Source organism: Anabaena cylindrica UHCC 0172, from assembly GCF_034931625.1.
Taxonomy (GTDB): Bacteria; Cyanobacteriota; Cyanobacteriia; order Cyanobacteriales; family Nostocaceae; genus Anabaena; species Anabaena cylindrica_A.
On the sequence record NZ_JAYGGY010000117.1, the window covers coordinates 1 to 13,591 of the forward strand.

At 38.6% G+C, this 13,591-nt stretch carries 13 protein-coding genes; 8 read left to right on the top strand and 5 right to left on the bottom strand.

Annotated features, from left to right (window positions below; all coding sequences use genetic code 11):
* The first annotated feature begins 651 nt into the window (after positions 1-651).
* The 5 genes from VB713_RS25645 to VB713_RS25665 all read left to right on the top strand — a co-directional run bounded on the left by VB713_RS25645 (position 652) and on the right by VB713_RS25665 (position 7,161).
* Entirely contained in the window at positions 652-1,221 is a 570-nt protein-coding gene (locus tag VB713_RS25645) for a photosystem I assembly protein Ycf4 (RefSeq protein ID WP_323314317.1), read from the top strand.
* 222 nt (positions 1,222-1,443) lie between these two features.
* Complete coding sequence (locus tag VB713_RS25650) at positions 1,444-2,232, top strand: peptidylprolyl isomerase (RefSeq protein ID WP_323314318.1); 789 nt, start codon at positions 1,444-1,446, stop codon at positions 2,230-2,232.
* A 393-nt stretch (positions 2,233-2,625) separates the two neighbouring features.
* On the top strand, positions 2,626-3,771 hold the full coding sequence (locus VB713_RS25655; protein WP_323314319.1) for a beta-ketoacyl-ACP synthase: 1,146 nt from the start codon (positions 2,626-2,628) through the stop codon (positions 3,769-3,771).
* Between the two features lie 417 nt (positions 3,772-4,188).
* Positions 4,189-4,935 carry a DUF928 domain-containing protein gene (locus VB713_RS25660; protein ID WP_323314320.1) on the top strand — a complete coding sequence of 249 codons (747 nt, stop codon included), beginning with the start codon at positions 4,189-4,191 and terminating at the stop codon, positions 4,933-4,935.
* Between the two features lie 12 nt (positions 4,936-4,947).
* Positions 4,948-7,161 (top strand): adenylate/guanylate cyclase domain-containing protein, encoded by a 2,214-nt coding sequence (locus tag VB713_RS25665; protein ID WP_323314321.1) that lies wholly within the window; start codon positions 4,948-4,950, stop codon positions 7,159-7,161.
* Positions 7,162-7,286: 125 nt separating this feature from the next.
* Here VB713_RS25665 and VB713_RS25670 read toward each other — a convergent pair whose 3' ends face one another.
* Positions 7,287-7,376 (bottom strand): DUF4351 domain-containing protein, encoded by a 90-nt coding sequence (locus VB713_RS25670; RefSeq protein ID WP_323314322.1) that lies wholly within the window; start codon positions 7,374-7,376, stop codon positions 7,287-7,289.
* A 278-nt stretch (positions 7,377-7,654) separates the two neighbouring features.
* Here VB713_RS25670 and VB713_RS25675 point away from each other — a divergent pair, with 278 nt between their 5' ends.
* On the top strand, positions 7,655-8,686 hold the full coding sequence (locus tag VB713_RS25675; RefSeq protein ID WP_323314323.1) for a zinc-dependent alcohol dehydrogenase: 1,032 nt from the start codon (positions 7,655-7,657) through the stop codon (positions 8,684-8,686).
* Between the two features lie 139 nt (positions 8,687-8,825).
* Entirely contained in the window at positions 8,826-9,437 is a 612-nt protein-coding gene (locus tag VB713_RS25680; protein WP_323314324.1) for a hypothetical protein, read from the top strand.
* A gap of 132 nt (positions 9,438-9,569) precedes the next feature.
* Here the strand turns inward: VB713_RS25680 and VB713_RS25685 are convergent, their stop codons facing one another.
* The 4 genes from VB713_RS25685 to VB713_RS25700 all read right to left on the bottom strand — a co-directional run bounded on the left by VB713_RS25685 (position 9,570) and on the right by VB713_RS25700 (position 12,605).
* Positions 9,570-9,941, bottom strand: coding sequence for a Dethiobiotin synthetase (locus VB713_RS25685; RefSeq protein ID WP_323314325.1), 372 nt, complete (start codon positions 9,939-9,941; stop codon positions 9,570-9,572).
* Between the two features lie 97 nt (positions 9,942-10,038).
* A complete protein-coding gene (locus VB713_RS25690; protein WP_323314326.1) occupies positions 10,039-11,532 on the bottom strand; it encodes a protein kinase domain-containing protein in 1,494 nt (497 codons plus the stop codon).
* Between the two features lie 121 nt (positions 11,533-11,653).
* Positions 11,654-12,199, bottom strand: coding sequence for a GIY-YIG nuclease family protein (locus VB713_RS25695; RefSeq protein ID WP_323314327.1), 546 nt, complete (start codon positions 12,197-12,199; stop codon positions 11,654-11,656).
* An 82-nt stretch (positions 12,200-12,281) separates the two neighbouring features.
* Positions 12,282-12,605, bottom strand: a complete 324-nt coding sequence (locus tag VB713_RS25700) for a hypothetical protein (RefSeq protein ID WP_323314328.1) — start codon at positions 12,603-12,605, stop codon at positions 12,282-12,284.
* Between the two features lie 387 nt (positions 12,606-12,992).
* Here VB713_RS25700 and VB713_RS25705 point away from each other — a divergent pair, with 387 nt between their 5' ends.
* A complete protein-coding gene (locus VB713_RS25705) occupies positions 12,993-13,391 on the top strand; it encodes a hypothetical protein (RefSeq protein WP_323314329.1) in 399 nt (132 codons plus the stop codon).
* The last annotated feature ends 200 nt before the right edge of the window (positions 13,392-13,591 follow it).

The following is a 13,591-nucleotide window of genomic DNA, read 5'->3' on the forward strand; positions in this document are numbered from 1 at the left end:
GTCTAATACGTCAAACCACCCTCTACTTGGGGCGCGTCCAACTGCGATGGTCATTGAATTGAAATCCTCTTTTTTACTAAAATTGCCACGTTTTTAGGGCTGTACCTTAGTCAGATTTACTGATTTGGGGCAACTACCGCGAGGAATTAAACGTTTTTTGAGACTTTTTGCCACTTGTACGTGGCTGCAATTCTGAGAAGCTAATGCCTGACAATTAGGCATTTCTCAGGATTATGCCATTACGCGTACCACTAACTAAAACTCTAGATTGTGGTAACTTAATGATTCTTAACTTATCACATTAATCAGGGTTTACGCTGGGGACACGCAAATCAATGGGGTATTTGACGTGCTACAACTTATCTGTGGTAATTGTAATTAAGGATTCTTGTCTTGTTTGGGTTTGATATTAATATGAATACCAAAATTTTAACAATCTGACATACATTTTCTCATAAATCTTACAAAAATTTTTCTGGGAATATCAAAGTTGTTTCATAGTTGTGAGTACGTCACTTGCTATCGAACCATGAGTGGCTCTCTAAATCCTTCTGCTTCCTACTCTCTGCCTTTCTTCGGTCAAAACTTGCAATACCGACTGTTCAAGTGGCAGACTTCTAAAGAGAATATCTCACAGGCCAAGGTAGTTCCATGATGGCATCAACAACGATTAATAAAGGCGATGGACTCCTGCATCAAAGCGTCCTCGGTTCTCGTCGGTTTAGCAACTACTGGTGGGCAACTATCGTTAGTTTGGGAGCATCTGGCTTTTTATTGGCTGGTATTTCCAGCTATCTTAAAGTCAATTTACTCATTGTCACCGATCCAACTCAACTGATATTTGTACCCCAAGGATTGGTTATGGGTTTGTATGGACTAGCTGGGTTGCTCTTAGCTTTATACCTGTGGCTAGTTATTCTATGGGATGTTGGTGGCGGTTATAACGAATTCAATCAGGAAACTGGTAAATTCAAAATCTTTCGATGGGGTTTTCCTGGAAAAAACCGCCAAATTGAGATTGAAAACCGTATCCAAGACGTGCAATCTGTACGCATCTCTATTAAGGAAGGTCTAAATCCCCAACGCGCACTTTATCTAAGAGTTAAAGGACGACGAGATATTCCTTTGACACGAGTAGGTCAACCGTTATCTTTAGCTGATTTAGAAACTCAAGCTGCTGATTTAGCCCGCTTTTTGTCAGTACCTTTAGAAGGACTCTAAGAATTTTGGATTTTAGATTTTGGATTTTGAATTAGATTTTGGGTTTTGAATTGGTGGTAAATCAAAAATCTACTGTCTCAGATTACAAAATCTCGACAGTATCTATTTGGTTTAACCCTATGCAATAGCCTGACTACGAAAATTCTCAATCTAGAATCTAAAATCTAAAATCTAAAATTGCAAAGAGAGGCTAAGATACTCTGGTTGAGTCAGTAACTGGCAATGCGGTTAAAATTTTCACAATTTTTAGTTGCTCTGTTGATGATTGGTGGTTTGATGTTGGGAGGATGTTCAGCAGAAAAAGTAGCTTCTAATACATCTCCAACTTCCACATCTACCTCAAATACAATTGAGGAAAGCTCTAAGTCAACTGCTGAAGCGACGACGGTATCAGAAACTAGTAGTGAGAGTATTCCGGGAATGAAAGATTTACCACGCCTCGAAGGTAAGGCTACTGTTGTGATGACAGTGAATGGCGCACCAATTACCATCGAAGTAGATGGTACTAATGCTCCTATTACTGCTGGCAACTTTGTCGATTTAGTCAAAAAAGGTGTTTACGATGGTTTAGTTTTCCATCGGGTTGTGCGCGAACCACAGCCATTTGTAGTTCAAGGTGGTGATCCCCAAAGTAAAGATCCCAACAGTTCGCCAGAAAGATGGGGAACTGGTGGCTACATAGACCCAAAAACTGAGACTGAACGCCGTATACCACTAGAAATCAAGCCAGAAGGTGCAGATCAGCCTGTTTACAGTAAAGTCATTACGCAGAAACCTGTTTTGACTCACAAACAAGGTGCAGTAGCTATGGCGCGATCGCAACCACCTGATTCGGCTTCTTCTCAGTTTTACTTTGCGTTGGCAGATTTGGGCTTCTTGGATGGTAACTATGCTGTGTTTGGCTATGTCACCGATGGCTTTGATGTAGTTAATAAAATTCAGCAAGGCGATCGCATTAACTCCGCGAAAGTCACTCAAGGTGCTGAAAACTTAAAAACCTCTGGTAAGTAATCAGTAGTTCAGTTGTCAGTTGTTCTCAAAACGCTGACAACTGGCACAATCTAAAATCGTAAGGATTCAGGATACAGAATATTTGATATATACTAAAAACGGGTTAAAAGTGTCATTCTGTAGCTTGCTTCCCGTAGGGTACGAAGTGAAGAATCTCCGAGATACTAGAGCCTACGGCACGCTACGCGAACGCTGCACTACGTTACGCTCAGTATGACATAAGTCCAAATTTCACCCGTTTGCAGTATAGCAGGGAACAGAAGAGAAAATATTTTTCCTCCTGAACTCCTGAACTTCTGAACTCCTGAACTTCTGAACTCCTGAACTCCTGAACTCCTGAACTCCTGAACTCCTGAACTCCTGAACTCCTGAATTTTTACCTAAAATCTAAAATTGGTTAGGGTTGTTGTCACTGGTATTGGTTTGATTTCTGCTTTAGGTGCAAGCTTAGAGGATAGCTGGCAAAATTTGTTGGTAGGTAAAACGGGTATTAAATTACATCAGCCATTTCCAGAACTCTTAAAAATTCCTCTAGGTTTAATTGCTCAAAAACCATCTGATTTAAAGACGCTAACTCAGAAGGTTGTTAATTCTGCTTTGCAAGATGCTGAATTAGTAACGCCTTTACCTGATTGTGCAGTGGTAATTGGTTCTAGTCGTGGTTATCAAGCCGATTGGGAGAATTTGGCACGAAAAATATATGGTCAAAATTGCCTCCCAGCAGCCTTAAATTTAGAAAATTGGTTAGATACCTTACCACACATGAATGCGATCGCTGTAGCTCGAAAAATCGGCGCATCAGGTACTGTTTTAGCACCAATGGCGGCCTGTGCTACAGGGATTTGGGCAATTTGCCAAGCTGCTATGTTAATTCAAACTGGGCAATGTCAAAGAGCGATCGCAGGTGCAGTGGAAGCACCAATTACCCCTCTGACTATCTGTGGATTTCAGCAAATGGGGGCTTTGGCAAAAACAGGAGCTTATCCCTTTGATATACACCGAGAAGGTTTAGTTTTGGGAGAAGGTGGTGCTGTATTTGTTCTGGAATCAGCAGAATTAGCAAACCAACGTCAAGCAAATATTTACGGCGAAATTCTGGGTTTTGGTTTGACAGCAGACGCATTTCATAGCAATCAACCAGAACATCAAGGCAAAAGTGCGATCGCAGCCATCAAGCAATGTTTACAACGTAGTTACCTCACCCCTGCCGACATAGACTACATCCATGCTCATGGTACAGCTACCCTTCTCAATGACCGGATCGAAGGCAAAATTATTCAGCATTTATTTCCTTCAAAAGTAGCAATTAGTTCTACCAAAGGCAGTTCAGGTCATACACTAGGAGCATCAGGAGCCTTGGGTGTGGCTTTTGCACTCATGGGTTTAAAGCATAGAAAATTACCCCCTTGCGTAGGATTGCAGCAGCCAGAATTTGATTTAAATTTCGTCACAGCCGCAAAAGACAGTGAAATTAAGCGATCGCTCTGTTTGAGTTTTGGTTTTGGTGGACAAAATGCAGCGATCGCTTTAAGCCATTAAAATTTATTTTTATGAAGTGCTATATTTAACCCTGATAGTGGGAACACTGCTGTTAAATATCACGTCTACAGAACTTTGAATCTCTGTATAAAAAATATCAATTCATTAAGGCAGTTCGTAAATTCGTAAATCGCCATTAACGCCTTGTATTACGTAATATTCACTCATTCAAGTCATTAGACAAGAGCGTGAAAATGATTGTAGTAGAGACGTTCCGGTGGAACCTCTCTACAAGGGTTTCAAGCCACGCACATTTAATTACCACCAGATGTCTATTGCAAAAGGGAACTCTTAGCAAGAAAGAAGGGAATTAAAGGTGTACTCAGTTTTTAATTGCAGAACGCACACACCAACAAAAATCAAATAAAAATACCGTAGTTAAAGTATAAAATAATTCATCAAGGAGATTATTGAACCATGAAATGGCTCCAGGCATCTCTAGGTTTCTTGGCATTTTCTTTTACCGTATATTCTCAAGTACCATCCGTACTAGCTCAGTCATACCCAACACAAAAAACTTGGCAAATAAGTCAAAAATTTAAGCCTCCAGTAGATAATCAACCTAATCCTCCCACCATTGGTGCTGCAACTCGTAGCTCCTCATGTCTCAAAGCAAAACAAATAATAAAGCCCTTACTCCCTGCCAATAAATCGGGGTTGACCTTCAATCAACATCCTACTTTTTATTGGTCTGTGCCTCCAACTCCAGTTAAAACTGCCGAGTTCACTATTTTTGCTCCTGGAGACGAACAAATAATTTATAAAACAACTTTAACTCTTCCCGACCAACCAGGAATTATCAGCTTTACTCTGCCGACAAATGCCCCTGCACTGCAAATAAATACTACTTACCACTGGTATCTAACTCTGATTTGCAATTCTGAAGAATCTAGCAACAATCCTTATGTAGAAGGTTTTGTAAAACGTACTCAACCAGATTTAACTTTATCAGATTCCCTAGCCAAATCAGACTTAAGCCAGATACCAACAATCTATGCAGAAGCTGGAATTTGGCATGAAGCACTAACTTCTCTAGTTCAATTACGTTGCACTCAGCCAAATGATTTAACAGTCAAGCGCAATTGGCGAAAATTTTTGGAATCAGTGGAACTGATTGACATCGCATCTGAGCCATTAATTGATTCTTGCACAACCGAGAATTAAACAGTAATTCTTATGTGGGAAAAGCTGAAAAGATTAATGTGGGAATGGCGGGGTGTTTTCATTGCCGTTCCCAATGTCACATTTATTGTCATCGCACTACGTTTAACTGGATTGCTTCAATCTCTAGAATTAACAGCTTTAGATCAATTCTTTATTCTTCGCCCGCAAGAACCAGTTGATAATCGCATAGTTATAGTTGAAATTAATGAAAGAGACATCAGTAATCAGGGAAGTTGGCCTATTTCCGATGCAGTGCTGACTGATTTATTAAAGAAGATTAAGCAGCAACAACCCAGAGCGATAGGTTTAGATGTTTATCGTAACTTAGCAGTTAATCCTGGTCATCAAAACCTAGTTAAGTTATTTGAATCTACCCCCAATTTAATTGGCATCCAAAAAGCATTTGAAAGTGCAGATAGTTCATTAGTTGAACCATCACCTATCTTGAAGCAACGCCAACAAGTAGGAGGAAATGATTTACCTCCAGATGGGGATGGTAAAATCCGCAGAGGAATGCTTTACCTATATTTAGATAATGGTGATATTTTAGAAAGTTTTAGTCTCAAACTTGCTTTATTGTACTTACAATCTGAGGGTATTACTGAAAAAGCAGCAACAAATAATCCCAATTATCTCCAATTAGGTGGAAGTGTTTTTCCTAGATTTCAAACTAATGATGGTGCTTATGTAAGAGCAAAAGCCGGAAGCTACCAAATATTATTAAATTACCGGGGTCGTCAACAGCAATTTACCACGGTTTCCCTGACAGCAGTTTTAAAAAACCAAATTTCACCAAATTTGATGCAAGGAAAGGTAGTACTAATCGGTTCAACTGCTGAAAGTTTGAGAGATAGCTTTTTTACACCTTACACTAGTCAAGTTTTTGCTGCCCCGGAAAGGATGGCAGGTGTCACAATTCATGCTAATTTAACTAGTCAAATTTTAAGTTCGGCTTTAGATAGTCGTCCCTTAATTCAGTCTTGGAGTGACACTATAGAATGGCTGTGGATTTTGCTATGGTCAACTATTAGCTCTTTATTGTGTTGGCAGCAACGTCATAATATATCTCTAATTACTATTAATATTTTGCTGGCTGGTAGCGCTTTGATTGCCTGTTCTTTTTTAGCATTTTTAGCTGGCTGGTGGATTCCTGTAGTGCCGCCAATATTGGCATTAGCCGGATCAACCATTGCTATTACCCAGTATATGGCTCGTAGTGCTGCCAATATGCAAAAAACCTTTGGACGTTATCTAACAGATGAAGTAGTGACTAGTTTAATAGAAACGCCTTCTGGCTTGAAGCTAGGAGGAGAAAGGAGAAAGGTCACAGTTCTAGTATCTGATGTGAGGGGTTTTTCGGCTATTTCTGAAGAATATCCCCCAGAAACGGTGGTAGAAATTCTCAATCTTTATCTGGAAGTGATGACAGATGTAATTAATCAGTATAAAGGTACGATTAATGATTTTATGGGTGATGGGATTTTAGTGATGTTTGGTGCGCCTATTCATCGGGATGATGATTCTCAAAGAGCGATCGCTTGTGCTGTGGCGATGCAGTTGGCTATGTCACAGGTAAATGCCAAAAATCAGGAAATGAATTTACCAATTTTAGAAATGGGAATTGGTATCAATACAGGTGAAGTTATTGCCGGCAATATTGGTTCTCAAAAACGTGCTGAATATACAGTTATTGGTAGTCATGTAAATTTAGCTGCTCGGATTGAGTCTTATTCTGTAGGAGGACAAATTTTTATTTCAGAACATACTTGGCAAGATGCCAAGATTGATTTGAGAATTGATAGTCAATTGCAGGTAGAACCAAAAGGGATAAAACATCTCGTTACTCTTTACGAAATTGGTGGTATCGGTGGCAAATATAATCTCTTCTTGCCTCATATTGACGAAAATGTAGAGATGTTAAGCGAAGAATTACCGATTGAATTTATTGTTTTACATGGTAAACACGTAGATGGAAAATTTTTGCCCGGTGTATTAGTTGGACTTTCACAAAATGGCGCACAAATTCGGTGTGAATATGATTTAGAAAAATTAACTAATATCAAACTCAAGTTATTAACAAAAACAGCATTATTTACAGAAGAACCAGATATATACGCCAAAGTAATGAAAAAATCTGCTGTTGATAATCATTTCTTAATTCGATTTACAGGAATTCCTCCCAAGGGACTTAAACGACTTCAGAAGGTAAGACAAGGTTTAGGTTAATACTGGAGTTTAGACTATGCTGAGACAAGGAGATTGCAAAAAAAATATATTTGCTAATATTCAATTGTCAGAATCAGGATTTGCAGGATTTAAGGATTAACAGGATGTTGATTATATATCCTGAATTAATTATGTAGATTATCTAACCAAGTTTCTACATCTTCCACAGTTGATAAATCAAATATTGCCTCTGCTAAAGTTTCAATAATTTCCAAATATAAATATCTAATTCAAGTGTAAGGATTCAGCATCAACTTTACCTAAATTTCTATGAGTTTGACGTAAAATTAAATCCTTTTATCTCGCAATTCCTTCTTCCATCCAACTGGTAACAATTTGTATAACTTCCTCTTTTTATTCTGTTATTACTGATTTCTTAATTTTCGTGCTTTTATAGAAAAACAAAAAATCCTCAAATCCTGTAAATCCTGATTCTGGCTTTCCACAATATCCTGTAAAATCATTTAGCAGCTTTATTCTTAGGTGAAAAGCTTTGTTAGCAGCTTTACTTTATGGACAGGAAGATTTACGCCTAGAAACAGTCCCTGAACCCACTCCAGCAGATGGGGAAGTGGTGATTAAGGTGGGGGCAGCTACTACTTGCGGTACGGATTTGAAGGTTTGGCGACGTGGTGTCCATGCGAAAATGTTGACTCTCCCCACGTTGTTTGGTCATGAAGCGGCGGGAACAATTGTGGCTGTGGGTGCTGGTGTGCATAATTGGCAGGTAGGTAACAGAATTGTCGCTAATAATTCTGCGCCATGTATGAAATGCTTTTTTTGTCAACGTCAAGAATATTCCCTCTGTCCCAATTTGACTTGGAATAATGGCACTTTTGCAGAATATCTGAAAGTTCCCGCAGCGATTGTCCAGCAGAATATGTTGCGGATTCCTGATGAGTTACCCTTTGAATTGGCAGCAATGACTGAACCTCTAGCTTGTGTTTTACACGGAGTTGGGCGTTCTGATGTCAAACCTCAAGACCGGGTAGTTGTGCTGGGAGATGGGGCAATTGGGCTGATGTTTGTGGCAGTTTTAGCGGCACAAAGCAAAGCTGAGGTGTTGCTGTGGGGAGGTAATGACCAAAGGCTAGAAATTGGCAAAAAATTAGGTGCAGCAGAGATTTTTAATTATCATCAAGTTGCTGATATTCCTGGGGTGGTGAAGGAATTAACGGGGGGTTGGGGTGCAGATGTAGTTATAGAGGCTACTGGTGTTCCGAGTGTGTGGGAAAATGCGATCGCTTGCGCCCGTCCTGGTGCAACTGTAAATCTATTTGGTGGTTGTCCCAAAGATACGACAATTACCGTGAATACAGAACAGCTACATTATAGTGAATTGACTTTGAAAGGTGTGTTTCATAATACACCCGAATATGTCCGGTCAGCTTTGTCATTGTTAGCGAGTAGAAAGATTCCTTTTGAATTGCTAATTAGTGAACAGCGACCATTACAAGATTTAGAACAGGTGTTTGCTGACATGAAAGCGCGTAAAGTAATTAAGGTGGCAATGCTACCTTGTTAATGTTCAGCAATGCTGAGTTTTGAGTGACTCCATAGTTAAAAGTAGGGTATTAAAGTTCATTGCTATGGAAAAATTGGGAAAACTATGTTTATCTCTTTTTTGTTCCCTGCCAATGGGTAATTGTGATTTAAATAGAAAAATGCTAAAAAAATCTCTGCGTAATTTTTTAATTTTGTCTTGTTCTTTTATACCTTGGCTGTCAGGAGAAATTATCCTGAATTCTCCAGCCCAGGCCTTACCCGGAGAAAGCACTGAGGAAGTAACCACATGGATAAAAGCCCATCCCACGCTGAAACCTAGAAGTGGGGAGCGATTGTTTGTGAGTAAGAGTGATACAGCTGCCCAAAGATTCACCTTTCAAGCCTCAGTATTACCTCCAGGTAGGGTGACATTTACTAAAGACCGCAGCACAATTCGTACTGAGCGCATGACTATGTATGATGGTGTAAATGGCGTTACCACTGAGCGACTTGAGGAATCTTTGCGGGTAATTTATAGCTTGGATATTTACCAAGACTATAATCGCGCTCAGGTAGTTTACGATTATCCGAACGAGAGTGCAATTAATCAGGCACGTTTGGCAAAAACTCCAATTCGGGAAGCATTGCAGGGAGAATTGCGGTTAGGCGATCGCTATGCATATTGGGTAGAAATCGCTAAACCCAGAGGAGGAAAGGCTGTGGTTGGTCAAATCACAGTTTTACTTAAGGACGATTTAGACAAGTTAGAAGCAGAACTGAGAACTCGTTAAAAGTCAGCTAAAACACACCTAATTTTTGCATATCTAAATTTGATGAAATTCTTGTGGGGTGGGCATATTGTCCGCCCTAATAAGGAATTTAAATGTAGAATAGCTGATCAAATGAGATAAAGCTTTCATCTTTCATCTGTCATCTTTCAAATAGCCTCCGATGGTTAGGGTTTGCCATTGACCTGAAAATATACTTTCTGCTGCTAGAGAAATGCGTTGCAAATCTTCTTTCAATAGTGGTGGCCAGTCAATACCTGCTTTGCGTCCTGTTGCAAATAACTGCAAGGTTCTAATACCTAATTTATACAAAGCATAAGCCAGTTCTTTATCTACACTAGAGGTTTCTTTCAGGGCTTCAAACACTACCTTCAAGGCTAACAAAACTGAAGTAATTTGACCTGGTACTGGAGGTTTTCCTTGTTTGAGACGATTTAAGAAAGTATCTGGATTTTCGTCGTTTATTGTTTGGTCTATGAGTAATTTTCGGGCTATTTCGTAGTTCATGCATCCAGCTTACTGTAGTTTTTCTGATATTTGCTCTTACTTACATCTAAGCTAGGAGCAAAGGCGCTCAACAAAATCCAAATTTCGCTTGAATTATTTATTTTTTAAAGTATCTGATATCGTAATTTTCTTGATATTTGGCAATATAATCTATATTGCGTTGCTCTAATTTTGATAATAATCTAACCGGAAATTCCGTGGGTGAATATTGGGGACTATACCAAGGCTGTTTATCAAAGTAATCTTGTAAACCAGGAGTATCAAAACGGCGACCATGAATAGCGAAAATTGTATTTCTCATTATATCTAGTTCAAAGCCATTTTTATTATCTAAATCTGTATCTGTAACTGGTCTTTGAGAAAGCCAAGCATAATTATTAATATTTTTATTTGTGCTTTCTATTTTTAGCCTTTTGTCTATAATAGTAGTTGTAATTTCAGGAGTTGCAACAGCTTGGGGTGTTGTATTTGGTGCAGTTTCTGAAGTTGGTAAAATACTGGGACTATCCTGAACTTGGGGTGTTGTATTTGTTCTCTTTGTGGAAACTGACACCTCCGTATCTGTGCTAGATTCGGGAGATTTTGTTAACACCTGACCAATAATTACAGATGCGCCAATTAACCCACCTGCAATTAAACTACCAATGAGGATACTATTCTGATGATTAGTTTTAGCACCTTGTTGAGGATGAGTGGGAATAGTTGGTGATATCGGTACGATAGGCGTGGAAATGGTGGGTGGTAGGGTGGAAGGAATAGGTTTGGCTAGGCTGCTTTGTAAAGCATCTAACATTGCTCTAGCGGTAGGATAGCGATCGCGTGGATGATATGCGATCGCTTGATCAAGAATTCCTGCCATCATGGGACTAATATGACCAGCATACTCTCGCCATACAATCTCACCTGTTTGAGAATCTGTCTCTAATTGTTGTGGTTGTCTACCAGTGAGCAAATAAATTGCTGTCAACCCTAAACTATACAAATCACTGGAATAAACTGGTCTACCTGCTGCTTGTTCACTAGGCATAAATCCCGGCGTACCAATGACAATTGAACTAGTAGGATTTCCTTGAGAATTCAACACTGTCCCCATAGATTCTCTCACTGCACCAAAGTCAATCAGCACAGGTTTTCCATCACGATGACGCAAAATAATATTATCCGGTTTGATATCTCGGTGAACAATATGTTGCGAGTGAATATAATCCAGAACGGGTAATAAATTTACTAATAATTCTTGAATACCACTTTCAGTAAATAATCCTTGTTGTTGGATTTTTGCTGTTAAAGTATCCCCTTCCACCCATTCTTGTATCAAGTAAAATTGTCCCTCAGCAGAGAAATAAGCATATAAGCCGGGAATTTGCTCAGTTGCACCACCAAGTGCTTCTAAAATCACGGCTTCCCGTTGAAATCTTTCTTGTACCAGTTGGTAAATCTGGGGATTGTTTTGTATTGGTCGTAGCTGTTTGACTACACAGCGACGCTTTGATGGTAAATAAGTATCTTCTGCTAGAAAGGTTTCACCAAACCCGCCAGCACCAAGAACTTGGAGAACTTGATAGCGATCGTTTAGTAGTTGTAGTGTCATGACAGGTTACAAGCAACTGACTTGCAAAAGTGCTGAGTACTGAGTCAAAAATGCCAGTTCCTATTTTCAGCATCTGGCACAGTGTATAAGACACATTGTAGTGTAAAAAGTAGCTTTAGACCTATTTCAAATCCAGTAATCCATCTTCTTTCAATTTAGGATTAAAGCGAATTTGAGTTTTTAAACCTCTTGCTACCAATACTGCTAAAATTTCTTCTTCAACTCGCCGTGCTACATTTTTAATAAGTTTCATTTTTACTAAATCATCAATTAATGGATTTTGATATTTAGCCTTTTCTTCATCTGTCATGAGTGCCTTAGCATCAATAGGATTAGTCCATTTTTGCTTATTTTCCACATTACCTAAATCAAGACTGCCATTTTCAGCCATCCAAGCATTTTCAATATTTTCTAAAATCGTGCGGTTAGGTCGTTCAATAGTTTCTACCTTCACCCAATGACATTCTTCAGGTTGACGAACTAAATGCTGTTTAAGACTGAGATAAATATCGCGAGAATAACCAACAAATTGGAGAATTTTTTCTTGATTAAAAATAGCATAAACTCCTATTTTACCCTGAAATTGTGCTGGAAATTCACCATTATCATCAATATAAGCAACATATTCTAGATTAGCTAAAGTAGGAATATTAGTTTCAGTAGTCATGATGGAAATTTATAAATTACTAACTTACAATTTTTCTAGATAGCTTGTAATTGAGCCAAAATATATGGCTCTTCACAACCGCTTAAACCTTTTTTATGTAAATTGCACAAAGGCGGCTAGGTCTGAAAATTTTAGCATTAAACATGAAATTTGGCGGTACGTTAATAATGGTGTAATCTTCAGATTGATGATATTGTTCAAATTCTGGTGGCATCCCTTTAGGAGTCGCTGGACTGTATGGAACTGGTTGAAAAAGCATTTCGGTAAATTCAATTTTTCCACATTGCCAACTTTGACAAAGTTGGCTTAAAAATGATTCACTAGTCAATAATTTAAACAGAGTTTCTTGAGCTTCTGGTGCTAGTGTAAAACTACTATCAAAATTCTGAACAATTCTTAAAGACATTTTGGTTACAAATTGTGATCGACAAATGAGTAATGATTGAAGATAGCAAGATTCTGCACTTTGTCACTTTGAAAGACATTTTTACCTCTACAAAAAAAAGTTAGTAAAGGCTACAACAAGGTTAAGTATATCCTGCCGATGACTTTTGTGAGAACTACACACTTTAAATTAGCCTATGGGATTTTGTGACTTATGTCAGCCATCGGCAGACGATATTAAAATTAAGAATTTTGAAGTTTAACAGATTTTTGAGAATAAAAACAGCGAAAACGACTACTAGTTCTAAAATAAACAGGAAATTTGCTTTAAAATAGTTTTGTGTATTCAGTGTTTGCGCTGAGTTGATTGTAATGTTTTCACTAGTTCTAAATCCTAATTCAGTTAATTATGAAATTATATCTGTTAACCTTAGCCATTTCTATTAGTGCGGCATCGTTCACCGCAAGCATCGCTATTACTCCTAGTGCTTATGCTAACCCAAAACAAACTTCTGCTATTACAGCTCAACGTAATCAGTCAGCTAATTTGGTGACGGAAGCAGCCACAATTACTAGTAAATGGAATAATATTGTCAGCGATCAGACTCGCAGTAATGATGGAAGCTTGAGAGTAAGCGATCCAGAATGCAAAAAAATTAACCCACTGGAATACATAAACAATCCAGAGACTTTCTTTAAACCATGCTCTGCACCAAATGACCCAAATCGTCAAAGTTATGAGCCAATCGAGTATTTAAAGGTTCCCAAGCTTGATTCTGGTCTCAGTGTAACCATTACTAACTTTTGATTAAATCCTTTAAGTAGAAATCATATCAATACTTGTCGGTTAAGCTCAAAAAATGAAATTAGGTAGGTTGGGTTGAGGAACGAAACCCAACATTTACAGGCATTTGTTGGGTTTCGTTCCTCAACCCAACCTACAAAAATTCTTAACCGAGCAGTATTGGAAATCATATAAAAAGGCAAAAGAAATTAATCTTTTGCCCT

Coding starts and splice junctions, on each gene's coding strand:
- VB713_RS25645 (WP_323314317.1), top strand. CDS start 652: ATGATGGCATCAACAACGATTAATAAAGGCGATGGACTCCTGCATCAA.
- VB713_RS25650 (WP_323314318.1), top strand. CDS start 1,444: ATGCGGTTAAAATTTTCACAATTTTTAGTTGCTCTGTTGATGATTGGT.
- VB713_RS25660 (WP_323314320.1), top strand. CDS start 4,189: ATGAAATGGCTCCAGGCATCTCTAGGTTTCTTGGCATTTTCTTTTACC.
- VB713_RS25665 (WP_323314321.1), top strand. CDS start 4,948: ATGTGGGAAAAGCTGAAAAGATTAATGTGGGAATGGCGGGGTGTTTTC.
- VB713_RS25680 (WP_323314324.1), top strand. CDS start 8,826: ATGCTAAAAAAATCTCTGCGTAATTTTTTAATTTTGTCTTGTTCTTTT.
- VB713_RS25685 (WP_323314325.1), bottom strand. CDS start 9,941: ATGAACTACGAAATAGCCCGAAAATTACTCATAGACCAAACAATAAAC.
- VB713_RS25690 (WP_323314326.1), bottom strand. CDS start 11,532: ATGACACTACAACTACTAAACGATCGCTATCAAGTTCTCCAAGTTCTT.
- VB713_RS25695 (WP_323314327.1), bottom strand. CDS start 12,199: ATGACTACTGAAACTAATATTCCTACTTTAGCTAATCTAGAATATGTT.
- VB713_RS25700 (WP_323314328.1), bottom strand. CDS start 12,605: ATGTCTTTAAGAATTGTTCAGAATTTTGATAGTAGTTTTACACTAGCA.
- VB713_RS25705 (WP_323314329.1), top strand. CDS start 12,993: ATGAAATTATATCTGTTAACCTTAGCCATTTCTATTAGTGCGGCATCG.